The organism is Enterocloster clostridioformis, from assembly GCF_020297485.1.
In the GTDB taxonomy this organism is placed as follows: Bacteria; Bacillota; Clostridia; order Lachnospirales; family Lachnospiraceae; genus Enterocloster; species Enterocloster clostridioformis.
Window position 1 is genome coordinate 1,948,714 of the sequence record NZ_JAIWZC010000001.1, and the last position, 24,389, is coordinate 1,973,102.

Consider the following 24,389-nt stretch of genomic DNA (forward strand, 5'->3'; position numbering starts at 1 on the left):
TTTCGCCTATTATAGTATAATTTTCCAGATATGACAAGGGTCCGGTACCATGAATGATTGATTAACCACAAAACGGCGGAAGTCCCCGCCAGAGGATTTCCGCCGTAATCAAATATTTCATGCCAATCTACATAAGCATGGCTTTCACCTGCTCCCCTGCCCTTAACCCGCCGCTTCCTGCCGGGATATCTACCAGACAGTTACAACCGGCCATGCCGGATAACATACCCGAAGAATGGCGTCCCTCAGGCAGCCATACCTTTCCGTCCTCTATCTTCCCCCTCACCAGACGCCTGGTAGGAGAAGACTTGGGAAACGGGCTTTCCAGGATTCCAAGCAGAATCTCCGGTTTCCACCGCGATCTTCCGCGCATCCGTTCCAGGACCGGCCTCACCAGTACCTCAAAGGTGGCTGCCGCCGCAAAGGGATTTCCGGACAGGCAGAAAACGGGCTTGTCCTCCACTATCATTGCCAGCATGGGCGACCCCGGCTTTACGTTAATTCCGTGAAACAACACATCCGCTCCAAGGACTTCTGCCACATAAGGCATACAGTCCCGTACCCCCACCGATACACCGCCGCTGGTAATCAGGGCATCACATTCCGTCAATCGCTTTCTGATTTCCCGCGCCAGCTGCGCGGTATTATCTCCTCCCCGGCCGAGAAGCAGGGGCTTCATTCCCAGCTCCTTTATCCTGGCTGCAAGAAAAGGTCCGTTGCTGTCATAAATCTTTCCCGGCTCCAGAGGAGTTCCCACAGGCAACAGCTCATCTCCCGTGGCCATGATACCTGCCACAGGCACGGAATATACCGGTATGGACTCAATTCCCTGGCTTGAGAGAATTCCTATGTGGGAAGAACGTATCGACCTTCCCTTTTCCATAAGCAGGGCTCCTCTGCATGTATCCTCACCCTTTTTACAATAATTTCCATAAGCTGTGACGGATTGGTATATCTCAACAGATTCACTTCCCTCGTCAGTCCTCTCCTGCATGATAACGCCGTCCGCTCCCTCCGGTATTGGGGCGCCTGTCATAATTCTGGCAGCCTCCCCCGGCCCTATCTTTAATTTAGGATACATACCGGCGCAGATATGCTCGATTACATTCAGCCTTACAGGATTCGCCTCTGATGCTCCTGCCGTATCCTGGCTTCTGACCGCGTAACCATCCAATGGGGACCGCGGAAAAGGGGGCTGGTCCATGACTGCATATATATGTTCGGCACACACTCTCCCCAACGCCTCTGTTACCCATACCGTTTCCGTCTTTTCTTTCATCTTAATCTTACTAAGGCGCTCCTGGGCCTCCTCCAACATGATTGGATTCCTCTTTCTCATCTGCTATCTCTCCCATGTCAAATTATAAGCAAAAAAGCCGGGAACCCTGATAAATCAAGGCCCAGCCAATAAAACGAAACAATAAAACAAAAAAGCGCGAGACGGGATTCGAACCCGCGGCCCCCACCTTGGCAAGGTGGTGCTCCACCCCTGAGCCACTCGCGCATTTAGTACATATACATTTATAATCATGATACGTACCCTCAAAACCGCATATTGAATTCCGATTGCTTCACAAACCACTTTTTCCCTTAACCTTTTTGGATAAGCCCTCGACCGATTAGTATTAGTCAGCTACGTACATTACTGCACTTCCACCTCTAACCTATCTACCTCGTCGTCTTCAAGGGGTCTTACTCGCTTTCGCGATGGGATATCTCATCTTGAGGGGGGCTTCACGCTTAGATGCCTTCAGCGTTTATCCCGTCCAGACTTGGCTACCCTGCCATGGCCTTGGTAGGCCAACAGATACACCAGCGGTCTGTCCATCCCGGTCCTCTCGTACTAAGGACAGCTCCTCTCAGATATCCTGCGCCCGCGCCGGATAGGGACCGAACTGTCTCACGACGTTCTGAACCCAGCTCGCGTACCGCTTTAATGGGCGAACAGCCCAACCCTTGGGACCTGCTACAGCCCCAGGATGCGATGAGCCGACATCGAGGTGCCAAACCACTCCGTCGATGTGAACTCTTGGGAGTGATAAGCCTGTTATCCCCAGGGTAGCTTTTATCCGTTGAGCGATGGCAATCCCACTTTCATACCACCGGATCACTAAGTCCTACTTTCGTACCTGCCCGACCCGTCGGTCTCGCAGTCAAGCTCCCTTATGCCTTTGCACTCTCTGGATGGTTTCCAACCATCCTGAGGGAACCTTTGAGCGCCTCCGATACCCTTTCGGAGGCGACCGCCCCAGTCAAACTCCCCGCCTGACATTGTCCCCCGCCCGGCTCACGGGCGCAGGTTAGAAACCCAATATCGCAAGGGTGGTATCCCAACATTGGCTCCACACAGACTGGCGTCCATGCTTCTCAGCCTCCCACCTATCCTGTACATGCAATACCGAATCCCAGTATCAAACTGGAGTAAAGCTCCATGGGGTCTTTCCGTCCTGGCGCAGGTAACCAGCATCTTCACTGGTATTTCAATTTCACCGGGTGCATTGTTGAGACAGCGCTCAAATCATTACGCCTTTCGTGCGGGTCGGAACTTACCCGACAAGGAATTTCGCTACCTTAGGACCGTTATAGTTACGGCCGCCGTTTACTGGGGCTTAAATTCAAAGCTTCGCTTGCGCTAACCTCTCCTCTTAACCTTCCAGCACCGGGCAGGCGTCAGCCCATATACCTCACCTTACGGTTTTGCATAGACCTGTGTTTTTGCTAAACAGTTGCTTGAGCCTATTCTCTGCGGCCACATCTCTGCGGCACCCCTTCTCCCGAAGTTACGGGGTCATTTTGCCGAGTTCCTTAACAATGCTTCTCCCGCCGGCCTTAGGATTCTCTCCTCATCTACCTGTGTCGGTTTACGGTACGGGCATGTATCACACGATAGCGGCTTTTCTTGACAGCCGGAATCACACACTTCGCTACTTTTGTTCGCTCCGCGTCACGTATTCGGATTGCACGGCGGTTTTTCCAGCCGTACTCCTACCACGCTTGCCCCGGTATTCCCATTCCCGGGATGTGCTGTCCTTCTGTGTCCCCACAGTTCTGATGATACACGGTACAGGAATTTCAACCTGTTGTCCATCGACTACGCCTCTCAGCCTCGCCTTAGGCCCCGACTTACCCAGAGCAGATCAGCTTTACTCTGGAAACCTTGGATATTCGGCCTGGAGGATTCCCACCTCCATCTCGCTACTCATTCCGGCATTCTCTCTTCTCAGCACTCCACGGCTCCTTACCGGTACCGCTTCTCCGTCCTGAGAATGCTCCTCTACCAATGTCTTACGACATTCCTAAGCTTCGGTGTTGTGTTTCAGCCCCGGACATTTTCGGCGCAGGACCTCTCGACTAGTGAGCTATTACGCACTCTTTGAATGTGTGGCTGCTTCTGAGCCAACATCCTAGTTGTCTTTGAAATCCCACATCCTTTTCCACTTAACACACACTTTGGGACCTTAGCTGTAGGTCTGGGCTCTTTCCCTTTTGACTGCCCAACTTATCTCGTGCAGTCTGACTCCCATACATCATTTACGCGGCATTCGGAGTTTGATATCCCTTGGTAAGCTTTGACGCCCCCTTAGGAATTCAGTGCTCTACCTCCGCTAAACTAATATGAGGCTAGCCCTAAAGCTATTTCGAGGAGAACCAGCTATCTCCGGGTTCGATTGGAATTTCTCCCCTATCCACACCTCATTCCCACCCTTTTCAACGGATGTGGATCCGGTCCTCCACGGAATTTTACTTCCGCTTCAACCTGGACATGGATAGGTCACCCGGTTTCGGGTCTGCCTGTACTGACTTGACGCCCATTTGAGACTTGGTTTCCCTTCGGCTCCGAGCCTTAAGCTCTTAACCTTGCCAGTACCGGCAACTCGCCGGACCGTTCTACAAAAAGTACGCGGTCGCACCTTAACGTGCTTCCACAGCTTGTAAACACAGGGTTTCAGGTTCTTTTTCACTCCCCTCCCGGGGTCCTTTTCACCTTTCCTTCACAGTACTATGCGCTATCGGTCACTAAGGAGTATTTAGCCTTGGAGGGTGGTCCCTCCTACTTCCCACAAGGTTTCTCGTGTCTCGTGGTACTCTGGATCCTGCTGCTTCCTATTGCTTTCGTGTACGGGGCTTTCACCCTCTCCGGCCTGACTTCCCAGACAGTTCCACTAACAATTCGGTTCACGTACGCAGTCCTTAACCCCAGCATGCACGCACGCTGGTTTGGGCTCTTCCCATTTCGCTCGCCGCTACTTTGGGAATCGATGTTTCTTTCTCTTCCTCCGGCTACTTAGATGTTTCAGTTCACCGGGTTCCCCCTGCACGGCTATGGATTCACCATGCAGTGACTGAGGTTTGCTCAGCCGGGTTTCCCCATTCAGATATCTCCGGATCAAAGGATATTTGCTCCTCCCCGAAGCTTTTCGCAGCTTATCACGTCTTTCATCGGCTCTTAGTGCCAAGGCATCCACCCTGCGCTCTTTATAGCTTAACCAAAATGATTCCCCGCGGCGGGTTGCCGCGGTTCCTCTCACGTCCATAGCGTTGGACGCTTTGGTTCTAGGTTTGTTTATAAACGCTTTCGCATTTACAAGTTTGTTTCTTCCATACAATCTCTTGTATGGCCTCGGATGTCTTGATATTCTGATTTTGAATATTCAATTCATTTTTATTCAATATGCGGTTTTCAAGGTACGTATGGTATGCTTCCGTCACTTCCGAGGTTTCCGGTTTAGCCTTCTTCCTCACAGTCACTTCAGCAAATGGAGATGGAGAGATTCGAACTCTTGACCCCCTGCTTGCAAGGCAGGTGCTCTCCCAACTGAGCTACACCCCCATGGAAATCTGGCACCCACCTGCTCTCCCATGCCGTCTCCAGCATAGTACCATCGGCCGCTTAAGTCTTAACCATCGTGTTCGGGATGGGTACGGGTGTTTCCCCTAAGCGCATCGGCACCAGAATTTCTTTGTGTCCTTTTCATTGAACACTAGACAGTATCTAAAACCCTTACTTCTTCTTCCTTAGAAAGGAGGTGATCCAGCCGCACCTTCCGATACGGCTACCTTGTTACGACTTCACCCCAGTTACCTGCCCCGCCTTCGGCAGCTCCCTCCTTTCGGTTGGGTCACTGACTTCGGGCGTTGCTGACTCCCATGGTGTGACGGGCGGTGTGTACAAGACCCGGGAACGTATTCACCGCGACATTCTGATTCGCGATTACTAGCGATTCCAGCTTCGTGTAGTCGGGTTGCAGACTACAGTCCGAACTGGGACGTTATTTTTGGGATTTGCTCCACATCACTGTCTCGCTTCCCTTTGTTTACGCCATTGTAGCACGTGTGTAGCCCAAATCATAAGGGGCATGATGATTTGACGTCATCCCCACCTTCCTCCAGGTTATCCCTGGCAGTCTCCCTAGAGTGCCCACCTTCACGTGCTGGCTACTAAGGATAAGGGTTGCGCTCGTTGCGGGACTTAACCCAACATCTCACGACACGAGCTGACGACAACCATGCACCACCTGTCTCCCCTGTCCCGAAGGAAAGGCCGCGTTACCGGCCCGTCAGGGGGATGTCAAGACTTGGTAAGGTTCTTCGCGTTGCTTCGAATTAAACCACATGCTCCACCGCTTGTGCGGGTCCCCGTCAATTCCTTTGAGTTTCATTCTTGCGAACGTACTCCCCAGGTGGAATGCTTACTGCGTTTGCGGCGGCACCGAAGGGCTTTGCCCCCCAACACCTAGCATTCATCGTTTACGGCGTGGACTACCAGGGTATCTAATCCTGTTTGCTCCCCACGCTTTCGAGCCTCAACGTCAGTTATCGTCCAGTAAGCCGCCTTCGCCACTGGTGTTCCTCCTAATATCTACGCATTTCACCGCTACACTAGGAATTCCACTTACCTCTCCGACACTCTAGCAAAACAGTTTCCAAAGCAGTCCCAGGGTTGAGCCCTGGGTTTTCACTTCAGACTTGCTTCGCCGTCTACGCTCCCTTTACACCCAGTAAATCCGGATAACGCTTGCCCCCTACGTATTACCGCGGCTGCTGGCACGTAGTTAGCCGGGGCTTCTTAGTCAGGTACCGTCATTTTCTTCCCTGCTGATAGAGCTTTACATACCGAAATACTTCTTCACTCACGCGGCGTCGCTGCATCAGGCTTTCGCCCATTGTGCAATATTCCCCACTGCTGCCTCCCGTAGGAGTTTGGGCCGTGTCTCAGTCCCAATGTGGCCGGTCACCCTCTCAGGTCGGCTACTGATCGTCGCTTTGGTGGGCCGTTACCCCGCCAACTGGCTAATCAGACGCGGATCCATCTCACACCACCGGAGTTTTTCACACACTGCCATGCGGCACTGTGCGCTTATGCGGTATTAGCAGTCATTTCTAACTGTTATCCCCCAGTGTGAGGCAGGTTATCCACGCGTTACTCACCCGTCCGCCACTCAGTCAATCAAGATTCCATCCGAAAACTTCATCTTAATTGCTTCGTTCGACTTGCATGTGTTAGGCACGCCGCCAGCGTTCATCCTGAGCCAGGATCAAACTCTCATGTTCAAAAGTTGATTCCAGGTTTTCAGACTACTTAGCTTGGCTAGTTATCTTTAACCTTCATTACTTGGTTTTGTTCTGAATTTTCTCAAATCCTAAGGTCTAAACCAGACCTTTTGTTTTTAGAATTTTCAGGGTTTTACATACTGTCTAATCTTCAATTATCAAGGTTCTTTGTTGTCGTCTTGTTCAGCAGCAACTTTTATATCCTATCACAGTCGCTTGTGTTTGTCAACAACTTTTTTCATTTTTTTCTTTCTTACTCTCTTGCGCTTTTGGTACTCACCGCAGCGCAAGAGATATCTTACCAGATGCTTCGACAAATGTCAACAGGTTTTTACAACTTTTTAATCCATATTATATGGGGCTGTGAAAAAATAGAGTAGACGGACTCTATTTCCCACAGCCCCCTCACTTTTTGATCCGGAGGTCTGTTACTTTCCTAAAAAAGCATATACCTCCCCCTTACCCCCACAGAAAGCGGGCCCTTCTTTTTTATGCCGCAACAGCAGCCCTTTTCTTTTTATTCCTGAATTTATAGAGATTATGGCCTATTGATACCAAATATATTTCCAGACTCACTCGGTTTAGCTTTCTTCTTACCACACGTTTGTACCATCGGTCATACTCTATGATTCCAAACGTCCCTTCCGCTTGTATCGAACGGTTCATCCGCAGCAGCGCTCCCTGGATACTTTCCAGGTTTTCCACTACTTCCTGGTGCATACAGCTCAGCTCCCGGTTCATACACACCATACGGTTCTTATCTGTCTTTTTACATTGTTCCTTATAAGGACATTCCCCATGGGCACATCAGGGTCCCATCCGGGCCCGGCTTAAAGTTCACCGCACGAAACGGGTTCTCATGATATTCTTTATCTTTTGTCTCTTTTTTGTACATCGGAAATTTCATGTACTTTTCCATCCCGTGTTCCTGACAATAAATATAATTGTTGTACGAGCCGTATCCCGCATCTGCTACCGGATATTTCGGGTAAAACCCATACAGTTCCCTAAATTTCTCCATCAACGGCACAAAGCAGTCCATATCCGAGCGGTACTGCTTCACGTCGATGACCGCTATATATTCATCCGCTGCCCCGATCTGAATGTTATATGCCGGGAGCAGCTGGTCGTTTCCCATGTAGTCCTTTTTCATCCTCATAAACGTGGCATCATGGTCCGTTTTGGAATAGCTGTTGCGTTCCGGACCGCAGAGCCGGATCTTTTTCACATATTCTTTCAGCTTTTGTGTGTATTCTTTCAGCTTCTCGTAATATCTCTGCTCCCTGGTCTTTCGGTGTCCCCTGCCGTGGACAAACGCTTTTTCGTCGATCCGGCACTGAAAAGCGTATCGTCCAAGAATCATCTCCAGACCTTGCGGAGTATATTCCGTGTTCGTCTCAACCTTCAGCCCGGTATAGGCCAGATCCTCATTGATCTGACCCAACAGCTGTGTGATCTTTGCAAACAGCCGGTATCTGGATTTTTCCGTTGCTTTTTTCCATACCCAGCTGTATTTATTCGCATTTGCCTCAAATTTTGAGCCGTCTATATAGAGATGTTCCAGATCCACGGCGTCTTTTTTTCGGATATACTCCATAACGGCACGGAAAATATCTTCAGCCTTTCCGTTGATTTCATCATTTATAAAGTGTCCGAAGGAGCGGTAACCGGGTGTTTCGTAATCCATCAGGTACATGTAACGGATATTGGTTCTGCACCGGTCCTCCAATTCCCTTAAACTTGCGTATCCCGTGTCCATAAAGCCGAATAAGATTGTTTTAAGCATGTTGACCCGATTATATCCCGGCCTGCCATAGCGGTATAATGGTTCCGGCCTGAGATACTGTTCTATTCCGATCTCCTCCATGATCCGGTCAAATACCAATACCGGATCGCAGATATCCAGACTATCTGCAAGAAATACTGGAAATCTTCCCTGCTTTGGACTATAATAAGACATGGTATTGTTTTTCATGACAGATAAATTATATCAACAAAAAAAGAACGTTTCCAGGGTAAAACCTGAAAATGTTCTTTTTTGTTAAGGGGCTTTTTTCACAGCCCCAATAAACTGCATGGTTTCACAAGCAGTGGTTCGGCACTTATATACCAGGGCGGCTTCAACTATATGTCTGAAGGCATCCCGTCAGCCGGAATTCCGTCAACCGGAATTTCATCGGATGAAGATTCACTCTCCTCTTCAACCACCTCCGGCGCAACCTGGAACTCAGACAGATATGCTTCCTCAGGAAGTCCGGCCAAATACGCAGGCAGATTAATGGCAATACCGTCCATGTGATGCGGAAGGGACACTGTCACATCGACCATTTCTTCGCTTCCGCCCTTTTCCTGAGTGATTTCCAGAGTCATTTTAAAGGTCTGGCCAATACAGGTGGCCATGCCTCTCTCTTTATCGCGTAGTTTCGCTACCTGCTCACCGTCCACATACACAACTACCTTATAAGGAGTGGTATAGGTCTGACCATTATAATCAATGGACTTATTATCTATATACACCGTATGTCCGCGGCCAATAACCATCATAATACCTGCGATAACGAGCAGGAGTAGGATTGCTCCTATTCTGAATAGAATGGTACGTTTCGCTCTCAATTCTCCCCCTCCTCACTTTGCGCAAGCTGAAGCATCTGACCAGCCTTGCTCTTGGATCTTCGTTTTTTCGTCTCATACATGATAAGAGCAACGGTGATGACGCCATAGGAGATGAATACACGGAAGTACTCACCAATCATGGAATCACCGGTAATCGTCGCGCCTGCTTTGGGAGCCACGATGAACATCAGATGAAACAGGATGACTCCAAGGAATACGTTGCCAATGGACGCCCTGTCAACAGAGGCCCCGCCCACTAGCAGAGCCGCGATACAAAACATGCCAATCTGCGTATGGGAGCTGTAAGTGGAAATATTGCCCATATTCTGCAGATAGATAACCATGCCAAGTCCGGCGAAAACCGTTGACATGATGATAGCGATAATACGGGTCCTCTCTACCTTGATTCCGGCGTCACCGGCCACATCCATGTCCTGGCCAACGGCACGCATGTCCTGGCCCAGCTTTGTCTTGCGGAACCATATGATGAACAGGCACAGCAGGGCAATGATGATAAGGGTCAGCACCGGAATCTTGACACCTCCGATATGGATGGCCAGAAAATTGTCCAGATACTGCCTCATGTGAAGAAGGCTGACCGTGTTGCGGACACCATAACCTCTTGGCAGCTTAATGGAGGAATGAATAATGGGAATAATGGAACCCATCATATACAGAACCACCAGCTGATACAGACCGTTCATGAAGAAGCTGATGATATAGCTGGTAACCATCTCCCTGCCTTTGGCCATGTTAAGCATCTTACCGCAGAAAAGGCCCAGCAGAACGGAAATCGGTATGGAGATGATCATGGCAAGGATGATACCGGGTATGCCCCATATCTGCCAGTCGGCCACAAAGATAAGGCCGATTTCCCCCGCCATGGCGCCCAGCGTCATACCAAAGTTTAGCCCCATTCCCGCCATAATAGGAATCAACAGGCTCAGAATCAGGAAAGCATTCCTGCCCAATCTCGTGACAATCTCATTGAGCAGATACCCCGGTGAAAAACCGGATATCGGAATGCAGACGACGCAGATAATGATAAACATCAGCGGCACAGTGTTATTCCGAACTAATTCGAGAATGCTATTACTGCCGTTATTTTTCTGTTTTTTACTCATTTTGATCCCTCCGTCTTCCTGGTCAAAGCATAAAGAATCATACCGTTGGAAACAACGATACGGATAACCTCGCTCATATCCATATGAATCATAGAATTCATTACCGTTGGGGTCATGGTAACAATGCCCTGGAACAGGAACGTACCTATGATTACATTGGTAATGGATGCCTTATTGACTGAAGCACCTCCAATCAGGATTGCAGACACTGCCGGAAGCGCCATATAGAACGGCGCCATGTAAAGCTGGATAAAGCCGAAGCCCTGTTCATACATCAGGATGCCCACCGCGGCAAGCCAGGTAGACATGATGACGGAAAGCATTCTTGTCTTATCGATATTGATGCCGGACGCTCTGGCAAAGTTGGGATTGGAGCCCACAGCCGTCATGGCAGTACCGGTTTTCGTGTGAAGGAACGCCCACATAAGGAAGGCGAGAAAGGCAAAGAACAGGAGGCTGCCCGTAGGTATGGAAATCCTGCCGATATTAATCTGCAGGAAATTGGCCAGGGCCTTGTCGTAAAAACCCTCCAGTGAGATTGTTGTACGAAGGCCTTTGCCAGACAATCCCCAAACCATGGTCGGACTGCTGTACGGCAGCAAAAGCCACATCATACACATAAAGGATACGGATGAGAAACCTACATAAGTGGCGATCATCATCTCGCCGCCTTTAATCTTGTTGAGCAGCCAGCCGTAACCGCCGCCAAACAGCAGCGCAAACGGAGTAGCTATAAGAATGGCCATGAAAAAGCTGAGAGGCCCGGTAAATCCAAACTGAATGGACATGGTCGCACCCAGAAGACCGGAGATAATGCCTAAAGGAAGGCCAAAATTCAGCCCGCAGCCTGAATGCACCATCGGCACCATTGCCAGTACCAGGACCGCATTCCAGCTGAAACGGTTAATTGTATTGGTTATCTGTGTGGGAAGATCCGCTCCGACGATTGGCGCCAGAATGAAGAGCGCCAGAAGGAATCCGGCAATGATCAGCCTCGGCAGACCGAAGTTGTCAACCAATTCCTTGATTTTCGTCTTCTTCCCAATATTTATTGTACTATCTTCTATTTTTTCCATGCTGTCTCCCCCCTTATTTAACCTGGCTGACCATGAGCATACCGAATTCTTCTGAGGATTCGGTCGCCGGCAGGATTCCAGCAATCTTACCGCCCGAAACAATGGCTATACGGTCACACGTGGTCCTCAGTTCCTCCAGCTCAGAGGAAATCATGACAACGGTAACTCCATGCTCCTTGTTAAACTTCTTAAGGGCATCCAGTACCAATGATTTCGCGCCCACATCAATGCCTCTCGTGGGCTCGGATACAAACAGGAATTTAGGTTCAAGTGCAAAGGCCTTTGCCAGACACACTTTCTGCTGGTTTCCACCGGAAAGCTCCTTTGCCTTTTGCTTGGAGCTGGTGCATTTTATCATTAGCTCGTCTATGTATTTTTTGGTCACTTCGTGGATTGCTTTTTCATCTCTCCAGGTAATCATCCCTCCAAAATATTTCTTGAGGAATTTGTCTTGAATCTGCATGGCAGAAAATGCAATATTCCACTCAAGGGTTTCGTCAAGAAGGAGTCCCACACCCCTTCTGTCCTCGGAAACAAAGGCCAGGGATGCATCCAGGCATCTTCTTGGGTTGTTAAGAGGAATGGGCCTGCCGTCAAATTCCACTTTACCGCCCGCTTCGCAAAGCCCCATGATTCCGTTCGGAATGCCCAGCTTGCCCTGTCCGGCCAGTCCGCCTATGCCAAGAATCTCGCCTTCCTTGATATCAAGATCCACATTGCGCACAGTCTCACCTGACATATCCACCCATAGATTACGGATGGACATGATGTTCTTTGCATCCGGATTAATCCTGATATCCGCTCTGGCCGTGGACTGGATATTTCTGCCCACCATCCACTTTGTGATATCCGCAACATCCGTCTCCTTTGCAGGCACGTCCTTTACAACGTAACCGTCCCGCATGATGACTACCTTGTCACAGACTGTCAGAATCTCGTGCAGCCGGTGGGTAATGAAAATCACGGCAATGCCTTTGGCAGCCATGCCGCGAATTGAATCCAGCAGCGCCTCTGCCTCTTTTTCCGTCAGAACAGCCGTTGGCTCATCCAGTATCAACAGCTTCAGGTTATCCTTGCTGAGCTCTCTCGCGATCTCAGTAAACTGCTTATGACCCACGGGCATATCGCTGATAACCATTTTGGCGTCAATCTTAACGCCCATCTTATCAATAGCCTGCTCAGAACGTTCGGCCATCTCCTTATAGTCAAGGGTGTCTAATCTGTCGCCGAAAATTTCCGAGATAATATTCTTTTTCTTTGGTTCACGGTTAAGCAGTATATTATCTGTTGCCGTGAATCCCGGTATTAATGAAAATTCCTGATGCACCATGCCGATTCCGGCCTCCAATGCATCAAAGGGAGTCGAGAAGCTGACCTTCTCGCCATTAATCAGAACGTCTCCGCCATATCCGCCGGTTTCCCTAATCACATCCATGCCAAAGAGGAGTTTCATCAATGTACTTTTACCGGCACCATTTTCGCCGACAAGACCCAGTACCTCGCCGGCATTCAGTGTAAAGTTAATATCAGTCAAGACCTGATTGCCAAAAAAATCCTTCTTGATATTACGCATCTCCAATAAGGGAGTGTTGTTATTCATCATATTATGCCCACCTAACACAACAGGGGGGAGAGCAACCCCTCCCCACTGTTCTCCGTACTTATTTTTATTAGTAAGTGTCTTACTTGATGGTGAAGTATTTCTCTGGAACCTCAATCTTAGTGGAGCCCATGAAATGTCCCGGATCGCCCATGATATAGGTATCCTGATATACCAGGAACACATTATCTAACTTAACGCCGGTTTCCACATTGGTGTAATTGGAACCATTCCACTCAGCCTTGGGAGAGAATACCTGATATGCCTTTGCAATATCATCAATATCGTCAAGCTCACTCTCGCCATTGAGGACGTTCAGTGCATGCTGGGCAAGACCGGCGGATGTGGTATATCCATAGGAATATGCCCATGTTCCGAAGTGGTCAGCGCCGCCTCTTTCAACGATTGTGGACTCAACCTTGGCAAGAATCTTATCAAAATCACCAGCCTCGGCAGTCAGATCGATACCAAGAGCGCCTGGATAGCCCATCAGCGGGGAAGGAAGGTCTGCTTCGATGAAGTAGCCGCCGTATTCCATGAGCTGCTTTAACAGCGGCTCGGTATGGGCGTCATTTGTACAGAAGTAAGCAGCGTTCTTGCCGTACTTCTCAACCCACTCCGGAACCTTCTCAAGTATGTACGCCTGAGCGCCGGCAACACCTACGTCAGAGGTTGGATCCGGAGCTGTCTCAAGTACGAATTCCATGCCGAATTCCTTGCAGGCTTCCTTCATGACAGCCACACGGCGGCTCATAGTCTCATAAGCCATGTGACGCGGGAAGGAAATATGTACAAACGTATCACAGCCAAGTTCATGAGCGGTGCGGATGATCAGGTAACCACGGGCAACGAAGTCGTTGTTGCAGACCAGGTCAGCCGCGCTGCCAATCTCAGGAAGATCCTCATGGCCCTCGCCGGCAATACAGAGAATGTCAGGGCGGGTCTCTTTGATCTTACGGAAAGCCTCGGTTGTGCCGGGAACAGACTGGTTCATGATGATTGCCTTCATCTTAGGATCATCAGAAAGGTTGACAATGGTCTGGATGGTGGTCTCTAACTCCTCGGTAAAGTTGTCAGGATAAATAGCCAGCTTAACCATATCCTCGCCATACATGGCCTGGAACGCCTCGGCGCCACGCCTGTCATCCTCGGACTGGGATACGGAGCCTGTTATGATACCAATGTGGAAATCACTGGCTCCCTCACTGTCAGATGCCTCTGAATCCTCTTTTTCATCCTCTTTCTTGGCATCGTCCTTTGCTTCTTCCTTCTGAGCCTCGGTAGCCTGGGTATCAGCTGCCGCTGCGCCCGTGCTTGTGCCTCCTGAGCTGCCACAGCCGGCAAGTCCTGCCGCCATGGCTGCCGCAAGCATAACGCCTATAAACTTTTTTCTCATACTTACCTCCAAATATTTTTTTAACAAGGGGACAACAGTTACTTTTTAATTGTAGCATATGCTCATATTTTGTCAATAGTTATAAAATCCATTTTGGAGTAGGTTCAATTTTATGCACATTTTCAAATTATCAAAAATAACTGTAAAATACTGTATTTATAACCGTTTTATATCCCGCTGTCCACTGTAAACCAGAACTCCACCCCCCCGTTTACATTTTCTACACCACATGATTTGTTGTGGGAATCCATAATCGCCTTGACGATGGAAAGCCCGATGCCGCTGCCTCCATATTCTCTTGTCCTGGCTTTATCTACTTTATAGAATTTAGTCCAAAGGTTCCCCAGGTCTTCCTCCGGTATATGGCGCCCCGTATTGAACACAGTAATGCGGACTTCCTTTTCTTTCCTTTCCAAGCGAATTTCAATCCGCCGTTCCCCCTCCAGGTGGTTCATGGCATTGTTCAGGTAGTTGGTGATGACCTCCTCTATCTTAAATTCATCCGCCCACACCCAAACCGGCTCCTCCTGGTCAAAAACCACCCTGGCCTCCTTTTGCTGGAGCAGGATGCCGGCAGATGACAGGATTCCGTGAATCAGGGCCGCGATATCGAACCGTTCCATCACAGGCATGTCGTTGCCGAATTCCAGGGCTGTCAGGGTCAGAAGCTGCTTCACCATCTTATTCATCTTGCCTGCTTCGTCCATGATGACCTCGCAGTAGTAATTACGGCTGTCCTCGTCCTCGGCCATGCCCTCGGTCAGGCCCTCCGCATACCCCTGTATCAGGGCAATGGGAGTCTTGAGCTCATGGGACACGTTAGCGATAAATTCCTTGCGGGTTTCATCAACTTTTATCTTTTCCTCAATGTCCTTTTGCAGTTCGTTGTTGGCTGTCTTCAGCTCACCGATGGTCTCCTTAAGCTTTTCCGACAGTGTATTCATGCTGCGGCCCAGCACTCCAATCTCATCCTCCGAATCACCGGTGTAGCGGGCCTCAAAGTCCAGCTCCGACATTCTGGCAGACAGGGCCGCAAGGGAACGGATAGGAGAAACCACCTTTTTTGTGGCATAGTACATAAGGGCGCTTCCCAGCACAAGGGCCGCAAGTCCCACGTAAGCCAGGAACTCATTGGAAATATTCACGCTGTCGTGAATGCTGGCCAGGGGCATGGACATGATAAACATGGTCCTGTTATCGTCAAAGAAGCCCCAGCTCTGGAGATAATAGCCCTGTGACCGTCTGTCATATATCTTCTGCACCTGATGGTCATCCTGGGATATCAGGGTCTCCGTCCTGGGGTCAATGATTCCTAATATATAGCGGTGGAGGGCATCCGCCAGGAATTTGCCGTCCTTTGCCAGCGGAATCAGCTCTCCGGTAATACTGTCCTGAATCACGATGGTTGTATTGTATTTATCATTCATAAGCCGCAATAGACGGCTGGCCTCTGTCTGCTCTCCATCGCTTGAGAACAGGCTCTGCAGTTCTTCCGTGATATTCTGGCCCTGAAACTCCTTGTCCACAGCAATGGCATTCAGATTTTCATAGGCGTTTTCCAAAAGCTGCAGCTTTTGTTTTGCATAAAAGCCCTCCAGAAAAAAACTGTTCACCGCCCACATGCTGACTAACACCGCCGCCATCAGACCAATGAATATCATGGTGAATTTTACCCTGATGGAATGCTTCATCCTTCGCTCACCTCGAATTTATAGCCCATGCCCCATATGGTCTTAATGTATTCTCCCTTTTCTCCCATCTTGCTGCGCAGCTTCTTCACATGGGTGTCTATGGTGCGGGCATCTCCAAAATAGTCATAATTCCACACATTATTCAGAATCTTTTCCCTGGAAAGGGCGATTCCCTGATTCTCCACAAAGTAGGTGAGGAGCTCAAACTCCTTAAAGCTCAGATCAATCTCCTGCCCGTCTATGGTAACCTGGTGGGCCGCCTTATCAATGCAAATACCTCCCACATTCACGCTGTCCGCGGAAGCCACATTCGTCCTCCTGAGGATGGCCTCCACCCGTGCCACCAGAATCTTCGGACTAAAGGGCTTGGATATATACTCGTCCACTCCCAGGGAAAAACCCTGGAGCTCGTCTCTCTCCTCACTTCTGGCTGTCAGCATAATGACCGGTACCTGGGAATACTTGCGGATGGTCCTCAGCACTTCCCAGCCGTCCATCTTCGGCATCATAACATCCAAAAGCACCAGGGCAATGTCCTTTTGCGCAAAGAATACGTCCACCGCCTCCTCGCCGTCTCCCGCCTCTATGACCGCAAACCCTTTATTGGTGAGGAAATCCTTTACCAGCTTCCTCATTCTGGCCTCGTCGTCCACTACTAATATCTTAAGTGTATCCATGATACTGCCTCCTTACATATAATCTGGCTTTTTTTCATTCTTTTATAGGAATTATTTTAACAAAAATCAAGGAACATTTCCATCATTTCACACAAGTTTCACAACTGGGCATCCGATAGAACAGGCGCCACCGGGCGCGCTTTCCTATGAACTGAAAAAAGCCCCGGGATTTCTCCCGGAGCCGTTCCTCTGTATCATAATTATCCTGATTATTCTTCCTCGTCCTCGCCCACCAGCTCATCGTATTCCTGGGCATCCAGCAGCTCGTCAAATGCTTCAGCCACGATTTCGTACTCATCGTCATCCTCGATGTTGTCCAGGTTAGGAGTTCCGTCCTCGGTTTCGCTGTAACGGTACAGATATACCTCGCCTTCCTCCGAATCAGCGCCTTCCATGGGTAAAAGGGCAATGTACTCGTGCTCTCCCGCGTTAAAGATAGTCAGCACCACGCACTCCACTTCTGTATCATCATCCAGAGTAAGGGTAACTGTCATCTCCTGCTCTTCTTCATTCAGATCTTTCTCGTCTGCCATATCCTGATTCCTCTCTTGCTTCCAAAAATTTAAGCTTGTTTCTTTTCTCTTACACTCTATCAGACTCACCCTTAAAATGCAAGAACATATTCTCTCATATTCATTTTCTAGTATAACTCGATTTAAATAAGCTTACAATTTAAGCATTGGTAGTAATCTGATTTCTTGGCTTACGTGTCCGTGCTTTGGGCGCACGTTTCCCTTGGTTTTCAGGATAATAATGTAAACTTATTAAAATCGAGTTATACTAGTATTCGATTCCTTCCCTTGCCCCGACTCCGCGTTCATAGGGATGGCGTCTCATAACCATTTCCGTAATATAGTCCGCCTGATCCCGCAGGGCCTCTGAGGGACAGCGTCCTGTAAGAATGACCTCCAGGGCAGCCGGTTTTTCCTTAAGGGCCTTTACCAGGCCGGCCTCATCCACAAACCCAAGGTTACAGGCGCCGATGGCTTCATCCAGCACCAGCATGTCATAGGGTTCTCCCCCGTCCGCTCCCAGGGCCATGTTCCAGGCATTCATAAGACAGTGGTCATAATACAGGGCAGCGGCCTTCCGCCGGACCTGGGTCATGTTCCAGGAAAATCCGAAATTCCGGCCGCAGGGCAGCACTGTAATGTTGGGAACATGGGAGAGCCCTGTTACCTCCCCTGAATCATCTGTCTTTAGAAGCCTGGCCACCAGCACCCGGTATCCCCGCCCGGCGGCCCGTACAGCCGCGCCTATGGCTGCTGTGGTCTTTCCCTTTCCATCACCGCAGTATATCTGGACAAGCCCTGTTTCATTCATCCTTCTGCCTCCTCTGCAAACCTTGATTTCGCCTGTTTCTTGCGGTACCGCTCCTTCACATGATAAATATGGAGCCTCTCCCTGGCCCTTGTCATAGCCACATAGAACATCCTGCGTTCTTCCTCCACATCCGGGTCCAGAACCGCCTTGTGATGGGGCGTAACGCCTTCATTGGCGTCCAGGATATAGACCACCCTGAATTCCAGCCCCTTGGCGCTGTGCATGGTCATGAGGCTGACTCCCTGGCGCTGTTCGTCCCTGCCTGCCGCCTGTTTTTTAAGCTGTTCCTTATATTCCTCCATATGGGTGAACCAGTGTTCATATGTCTTAAAGCCGGCCGCGCTTTCCTGAAGCTGGTCCAGCGTCTCAAACAGCTCCTCCGGCTTCATCCTTCTGGACTGGGCGTATTCCCGGATGTACTCATCGTACTCCACTGCCTTCCGGATGTAATTGACGGCCGCGGCCGGAGCCATATTCCTCAACACCGCCAAATCATATTCCAGCTGTTCAATCCGGTCCATCATCCAGTTCTTGTCCTGGTAAAAGGATTTCACCGACTCCCAGTTAACCTGCCGGTCCTCCAGGGCATCCCGGCTGATATAGCGCTTGGGACGGTTGATGATTTGAAGCACATTGGAACGGCTCAAATCCCCTAAGGCGGCACGGATATAGGAAATCACATTTCCGGATATCCAGTGTTCATACAGATTAGGCACCGCATCCCTCATATAAAAGGGTATGTTGTATTCCATAAGCTTGGAAATCAGCAGACGGGGGCCCATGTTGGTCCGGTAGAGCACTGCCATATCATTGTAGGATATGCCCATGGAGGCATAGCCGCGTATCTCTGTAACGATTCCTAACGTCTCGTCTATGGGCTCCTGCCACTCCTTTATGATGACCGGATGGCCCTTCCCCCTTGCCGCCCTGATTTCCTTGGGAAAACGGGTCCTGTTGTGCGAGATAACCCGCCCCGCAGCCTCCACAATCTGGCGGCTGCAGCGGTAATTGGTATCCAGGAGAATTTTTCCCGCACCGGGATAATCCCGTTCAAAGCCCAGCATCAGCTCCGGCTTTGCCCCGCGGAACCGGTAAATGGACTGGTCGTCATCCCCCACAATAAACAGGTTGTTTCTGGGAAGGGCCAGCATTTTTACGATTTCATACTGAATCCGGTTAATGTCCTGGAACTCATCTATTAATATGTACCTGTACTTGTCCTGCCATGCGGACAGGATATCTTTTCTTTCCTTAAACAGCTCGTAGCACATCACCAGCATGTCGTCAAAATCCAGCAGCCGGTTCTGTCTCAGCCGTGCTTCATAGCCCCGGTACAGCTGCCTGAACATGTCCTCGGAGCAGTTTTTTGCATAGTAGTGGTCCATGTCCATGATGTCGCCCTTCACCATGCTGATTTCACTGAGCACAGAGGATATGAACTCGCCTTCATCCTCAACCTCCAAATCGCATTTTGACAGCATTTCCTTTATGAACTGAACGCGCTGTTCTTCCCTTACAATGTCCGCGGCCTTATACCGGTAAGCCAGTTTGAGAATCAGAAAAAAGACAGAATGGAAGGTTCCAAAGGAAACCCGGCTGCATCCTGCCTGTGTAATCTGTTCATAGCGCTCCTTCATCTCCCTGGCCGCTGCCCTGGTAAATGTAATTACCAGAATATGGGAGGGATCCACGCCTGCCTTTTCCGTAAGATAACGGACCCGGTTGGTGATGACTGTCGTCTTGCCGGAACCGGGTCCTGCCAAAACCAGCATGGGACCTTCCCTATGCCGGATTGCCATTTTTTGTGCGTCGTTAAATGCCATTTACTAGATTCCTATGCCTCAAGCATCTGTATCCCTTTGCGGATTCTGGCCAGGGACTCCTCCTTGCCCAGGACTTCCATGATTTCTGTGGCTCCGGCCGGCGTCATCTGCTTGCCGGACACGGCGGTACGGATGGGCCACATCACAAAGCCGGTTTTGACCCCCGTGTCCTCCACATATTTTGAGAGGACACCGTAAAGGGCATCGTTGGTGAAATCCTCCTGTGCTTCCAGAAGAGGCAGCACATCCTTTAAAACCTTAAGAGAGGTCTCCGGGTTTGTCTTCATCTTCTTGTGGGTATACATGGCCGTATCGTATTCCGGAAGGGTCTCGAAGAAATCCACATGGTCCGCAATGTCAGGGAACACTTCAATCCTTGTTTTGACCATGGACGCTATCTTCTTAAGATCCAAATCCCTGCTGACAGCCGCCTTCAGATACGGCTCAGCCATCTCATAGAAGGTATCAAAATCCATAGCCTTCATGTATTCGCCGTTCATCCACTTAAGCTTTGTCATATCGAACACGGCAGGGGATTTGCTCATGCGGTGGTAATCAAATTCCTTTACCATCTCCTCCAGAGTGAATATCTCCCGGTTGTTCTCCGGTGACCAGCCCAATAGGGCCACGTAGTTCACCACGGCCTGAGAGATGAAGCCCTGCTCCAAAAGGTCCTCAAAGGAGGAGTGTCCGCTTCTCTTGCTCAGTTTATGGTGGCTCTCATCCGTAATCAGCGGGCAGTGCACATAGACCGGCACATCCCACCCAAAGGCGGCATAGAGCCTGTTGTACTTGGGTGACGAGGACAGATATTCATTTCCCCTTACCACATGGGTAATACCCATCAGATGGTCGTCCACCACGTTGGCGAAATTATAGGTGGGATATCCGTCTGACTTGATAAGGACCATGTCATCCAGCTCGGAGTTGTCCACTGTGATATCCCCGTAAATCTCGTCCCGGAATGTGGTGGTTCCCGTGGTAGGATTGTTCTGGCGGATGACATAGGGCATGCCTGCTGCCAGGTTGGCTTCCACCTCTTCTTTGGTTAAATGGAGGCAGTGCTTATCATATGCCATGATTTCCTCTCCATTTACAGTGGTCTTAAGGGCGGCCAGACGCTCCGGAGTACAGAAGCAGTAGTAAGCCTCTCCTTTTTCCACCAGCTTCTTTGCGTACTCCAGGTAAATACCGGATGCCTGGCGCTCGCTCTGGACATACGGGCCGCATCCTCCGTCCTTGTCAGGACCCTCGTCATGGATCAGGCCTGTATCCTTCAGGGTCTGGTATATGATTTCCACTGCCCCTTCCACGAAACGTTCCTGGTCTGTATCTTCAATACGGAGAAGGAAATCCCCTCCCTCATGCTTTGCTATGAGATAGGCATACAATGCCGTCCTTAAATTTCCCACATGCATCCTGCCCGTGGGGCTGGGTGCATACCTTGTCCTTACTCTGCTCATGTTAAAGTCTCCTATATTCTTCTCAATCTGATAACTCAAAAACCATTATATAACGAAGGCCTAAAAAAGACAATGCCTGTTTTCACAGGCACTGTCCCTTTCTTTATACCTATTTGAATGTGGCGTTGTTCACCTCGTCAGAGAACTTGCTTAAATCCTGAGGCATCCATGCGACCTTTTCCTTGCCGCTTACATCCACCTTGACTCTCTGGCACTTGATGGTCAGCTCGGTCATCTCTTCTGCCGGCACCATCTCGCCAATCTTTCCCATATACTGCTTTACAGCATCCTGCATCAGCTTCTGAAGGGCATCTTCATCACCGGCCATGATGGCTGCGGCTGTTTCTTCGTCGATGTTGTTCTGCATGTCGGTCATAACGTCTACCATGATATTCTGCATATCATCCATGGAATAGCTCTTAACCTTCAGAAGTACGGTGGTCTCGTCCTTGCTCTGGTCTGTGATCTCGGCGCTGTAATCCAGCTTGTCAATCAGTCCCTGAAGGGCATCGGACATTTCAGCTACTTCTTCGTCAGAGAACTCGATGCCCGCGGCCTCAAACTCTGACTTGAACATGGAAACCAGATCTGTCTCGGCGGAATCTTCCATCAGGGTGGTCTTTACGTCTTCCTCAGAAGCAAATCCCAGTAAATCCTTCATAGGAGCCGCATTTTCCTTAACAGACAGCTCGTACAGCGCTCCCACTACCTGGTCTGCCGGCTCAAGCTTCTGCTGGCATCCTGTCAGGGCAATGCCGCACACTGCCATAACGGTTGCAGCCAATACCGCAAAGCTCCTTTTCATGTTCCTCATAAACTTATCTCCTCTTTCATTCTGCCTTCTGTCAGGCAATTTATTTTTCCTCTGTCCTGGCAGCGGTCTTATTCTCTGCCAAGTCGCTCGGTCTCATGGTCAGGTTGATTCTGCCCATCTTATCGACCTCAGTTACCTTTACAGTAACCTCATCTCCGATGTTCACAACATCCTCCACCTTGCCAACGCGCTTATCAGACAGCTTGGAAATATGAATCATACCATCCTTATTGGGGGCCAGCTCCACAAATGCGCCAAAGTTCATGATACGCACTACCTTGCCGTTAAACACCATGCCCGCCTCAATATCCGTGACGATTCCGGTAATAATCTGGATAGCCCTGTCAATCATGGCCTCGTCCGTGCCGCATACATTCACAGAACCGTCGTCCGTAATGTCTATCTTAACGCCGGTCTCCTCAATAATCTTGTTGATGACCTTGCCCTGCTTACCTACCACGTCGCCAATCTTCTGCGGATCAATGGTAATCTGCTTAATCTTCGGAGCATATGGGCTTAAGTGCTTTCTCGGCTCTGAGATAACAGGTCTCATTACATTGTCCAGAATATACATTCTGGCTTCCCTTGTCCTGGCAATGGCTTCCTCAATAATCGGCCGTGTCAGTCCGTGAATCTTAATATCCATCTGAATGGCAGTAATACCATTCTTGGTTCCGCCCACCTTAAAGTCCATATCGCCAAAAAAATCTTCCAGGCCCTGAATGTCGGTAAGCACCAGATAATCGTCATCCGTATCACCGGTCACAAGACCGCAGGAAATACCGGCTACCATCTCCTTAATAGGCACACCGGCAGCCATCAGCGAAAGGGTGGACGCACAGATACTTGCCTGAGAGGTGGAACCATTGGACTCCATGGTCTCAGATACGGTACGGATTGCATATGGGAATTCCTCCGCACTTGGAAGGACCGGAATCAACGCCCTCTCCGCCAGGGCCCCATGGCCTATCTCGCGGCGGCCCGGTCCTCTGCTTGGCTTTGTCTCGCCTACAGAGAAGGACGGGAAGTTATAGTGGTGCATATAACGCTTGCTGGTCTCATTTTCATCCAGGCCGTCTAATTTCTGGGCCTCGGACAGAGGAGCCAGGGTGCAGACGTTGAGAATCTGTGTCTGGCCGCGGGTAAACATGCCTGAGCCGTGAACTCTGGGAAGAAGGTCAACTTCCGCGGCCAGGTGACGGATTTCCGTGATAGCGCGGCCGTCAGGACGCTTGTGATCTTTTAAAATCATCTTGCGGACCGTCTTCTTCTGATACTGGTAAACAGCCTCGCCCAGAACGGCAAGCCATTCTTCGTTTCCGGCAAATGCCTCTTCCAGCTTTGCTGTGATTTCCGCTATATTCTTCTCGCGGGTCTGCTTGTCATCGGTAAACACGGCCTCTTCCATTTCCTGTGGGGTCACGATTTCCCTGATGGCTGCAAACAGCTCTTCCGGCACCGCGCAGCTCTCATAAGAGTGCTTTTCCTTGCCGCACTCAGCCACGATGGTGTCGATGAACCTGATAATTTCCTGGTTCACTTCATGAGCCTTAAAGATGGCGTCAATCATAATCTGCTCCGGAACCTCGTTGGCGCCGGCCTCAATCATGATAACCTTTTCCCTGGTGGAAGCCACGGTCAGAGCCATATCAGACACCTGCTTCTGGTCAGCAGTGGGGTTGATGATGAACTGGCCGTCAATCAGACCTACCTGCGTGGTAGCACAGGGACCAGCAAACGGGATATCGGAAATGCTGGTGGCAATAGCAGAACCCAGCATGGCTGTCAGCTCAGGGCTGCAGTCAGGATCCACGCACATTACGATGTTGTCCAGGGTCACGTCGTTGCGGTAATCCTTGGGGAACAGCGGACGCATGGGACGGTCGATAACGCGGCAGGTCAGGACAGCATTTTCAGAAGCCTTGCCCTCTCTCTTATTGAAACCGCCCGGAATCTTTCCTACTGAGTATAATTTTTCCTCATATTCCACGCTGAGAGGGAAGAAATCAATGCCCTCCCTTGGCTTGGACGACGCGGTTGCCGTGGAAAGCACCACCGTATCGCCATAGTGCATGAAGGCCGCACCGCTTGCCTGGGCAGCCACACGGCCAACCTCAACGGTCAGTTTGCGTCCTGCCAAATCCATACTAAAACTTTTAAACATACTGGTATCTCCTTTACAATAAAAATAATAAATGTTACCGGTATGGCCGGGGCATGTCCAATCCATATGTCAT

16 protein-coding genes, 2 tRNA genes and 3 rRNA genes are annotated in these 24,389 nt (G+C 49.9%); all 21 read right to left on the reverse strand.

What is annotated here, in order from left to right:
* Nucleotides 1-127: 127 nt before the first annotated feature.
* The 21 genes from LA360_RS09810 to LA360_RS09905 all read right to left on the reverse strand — a co-directional run bounded on the left by LA360_RS09810 (nt 128) and on the right by LA360_RS09905 (nt 24,316).
* Nucleotides 128-1,318, reverse strand: a complete 1,191-nt coding sequence (locus LA360_RS09810; protein WP_057571989.1) for a molybdopterin molybdotransferase MoeA — start codon at nt 1,316-1,318, stop codon at nt 128-130.
* Nucleotides 1,319-1,432: 114 nt separating this feature from the next.
* Nucleotides 1,433-1,504: transfer RNA gene (locus LA360_RS09815), tRNA-Gly, on the reverse strand.
* A gap of 95 nt (nt 1,505-1,599) precedes the next feature.
* Nucleotides 1,600-4,489: ribosomal RNA gene (locus tag LA360_RS09820) — 23S ribosomal RNA — on the reverse strand.
* Between the two features lie 269 nt (nt 4,490-4,758).
* Nucleotides 4,759-4,831, reverse strand: a tRNA-Ala gene (locus tag LA360_RS09825).
* Nucleotides 4,832-4,837: 6 nt separating this feature from the next.
* Nucleotides 4,838-4,955: ribosomal RNA gene (gene rrf / locus LA360_RS09830) — 5S ribosomal RNA — on the reverse strand.
* Between the two features lie 65 nt (nt 4,956-5,020).
* Nucleotides 5,021-6,552: ribosomal RNA gene (locus LA360_RS09835) — 16S ribosomal RNA — on the reverse strand.
* The 16S, 23S and 5S rRNA genes sit together here with 2 tRNA genes alongside, the layout of an rRNA operon.
* Before the next feature lie 489 nt (nt 6,553-7,041).
* Nucleotides 7,042-7,302: a transposase gene (locus tag LA360_RS29970; RefSeq protein ID WP_318653986.1), complete on the reverse strand. Its 261-nt coding sequence runs from the start codon at nt 7,300-7,302 to the stop codon at nt 7,042-7,044.
* Between the two features lie 31 nt (nt 7,303-7,333).
* A complete protein-coding gene (locus LA360_RS09840) occupies nt 7,334-8,527 on the reverse strand; it encodes a transposase (protein WP_330411388.1) in 1,194 nt (397 codons plus the stop codon).
* Between the two features lie 149 nt (nt 8,528-8,676).
* Nucleotides 8,677-9,165 (reverse strand): DUF6672 family protein, encoded by a 489-nt coding sequence (locus LA360_RS09845; protein WP_002594467.1) that lies wholly within the window; start codon nt 9,163-9,165, stop codon nt 8,677-8,679.
* Nucleotides 9,162-10,289 carry an ABC transporter permease gene (locus LA360_RS09850; protein ID WP_002585100.1) on the reverse strand — a complete coding sequence of 376 codons (1,128 nt, stop codon included), beginning with the start codon at nt 10,287-10,289 and terminating at the stop codon, nt 9,162-9,164. The genes LA360_RS09845 and LA360_RS09850 overlap by 4 nt, the downstream gene beginning before the upstream one ends.
* Nucleotides 10,286-11,365, reverse strand: a complete 1,080-nt coding sequence (locus LA360_RS09855; protein ID WP_022201579.1) for an ABC transporter permease — start codon at nt 11,363-11,365, stop codon at nt 10,286-10,288. The genes LA360_RS09850 and LA360_RS09855 overlap by 4 nt, the downstream gene beginning before the upstream one ends.
* 13 nt (nt 11,366-11,378) lie before the next feature.
* Nucleotides 11,379-12,968 (reverse strand): sugar ABC transporter ATP-binding protein, encoded by a 1,590-nt coding sequence (locus LA360_RS09860; RefSeq protein ID WP_022201578.1) that lies wholly within the window; start codon nt 12,966-12,968, stop codon nt 11,379-11,381.
* 79 nt (nt 12,969-13,047) lie between these two features.
* Nucleotides 13,048-14,361: a DUF3798 domain-containing protein gene (locus LA360_RS09865; RefSeq protein ID WP_022201577.1), complete on the reverse strand. Its 1,314-nt coding sequence runs from the start codon at nt 14,359-14,361 to the stop codon at nt 13,048-13,050.
* A gap of 167 nt (nt 14,362-14,528) precedes the next feature.
* Complete coding sequence (locus tag LA360_RS09870) at nt 14,529-16,052, reverse strand: sensor histidine kinase (RefSeq protein ID WP_022201576.1); 1,524 nt, start codon at nt 16,050-16,052, stop codon at nt 14,529-14,531.
* Complete coding sequence (locus tag LA360_RS09875) at nt 16,049-16,729, reverse strand: response regulator transcription factor (protein WP_002585105.1); 681 nt, start codon at nt 16,727-16,729, stop codon at nt 16,049-16,051. Before LA360_RS09875 ends, LA360_RS09870 begins: the two co-directional genes overlap by 4 nt.
* Nucleotides 16,730-16,938: 209 nt before the next feature.
* Nucleotides 16,939-17,262, reverse strand: a complete 324-nt coding sequence (locus tag LA360_RS09880) for a DUF1292 domain-containing protein (RefSeq protein ID WP_022201575.1) — start codon at nt 17,260-17,262, stop codon at nt 16,939-16,941.
* A 247-nt stretch (nt 17,263-17,509) separates the two neighbouring features.
* Nucleotides 17,510-18,052, reverse strand: coding sequence for a cob(I)yrinic acid a,c-diamide adenosyltransferase (locus tag LA360_RS09885; RefSeq protein ID WP_022201574.1), 543 nt, complete (start codon nt 18,050-18,052; stop codon nt 17,510-17,512).
* On the reverse strand, nt 18,049-19,875 hold the full coding sequence (locus tag LA360_RS09890) for an ATP-dependent helicase (RefSeq protein WP_022201573.1): 1,827 nt from the start codon (nt 19,873-19,875) through the stop codon (nt 18,049-18,051). The genes LA360_RS09885 and LA360_RS09890 overlap by 4 nt, the downstream gene beginning before the upstream one ends.
* 11 nt (nt 19,876-19,886) lie before the next feature.
* Nucleotides 19,887-21,338 (reverse strand): glutamate--tRNA ligase, encoded by a 1,452-nt coding sequence (gene gltX, locus LA360_RS09895; RefSeq protein WP_057572498.1) that lies wholly within the window; start codon nt 21,336-21,338, stop codon nt 19,887-19,889.
* A 109-nt stretch (nt 21,339-21,447) separates the two neighbouring features.
* Nucleotides 21,448-22,152: a hypothetical protein gene (locus LA360_RS09900; protein WP_022201571.1), complete on the reverse strand. Its 705-nt coding sequence runs from the start codon at nt 22,150-22,152 to the stop codon at nt 21,448-21,450.
* 40 nt (nt 22,153-22,192) lie between these two features.
* A complete protein-coding gene (locus LA360_RS09905; protein ID WP_022201570.1) occupies nt 22,193-24,316 on the reverse strand; it encodes a polyribonucleotide nucleotidyltransferase in 2,124 nt (707 codons plus the stop codon).
* Nucleotides 24,317-24,389 lie beyond the last annotated feature (73 nt).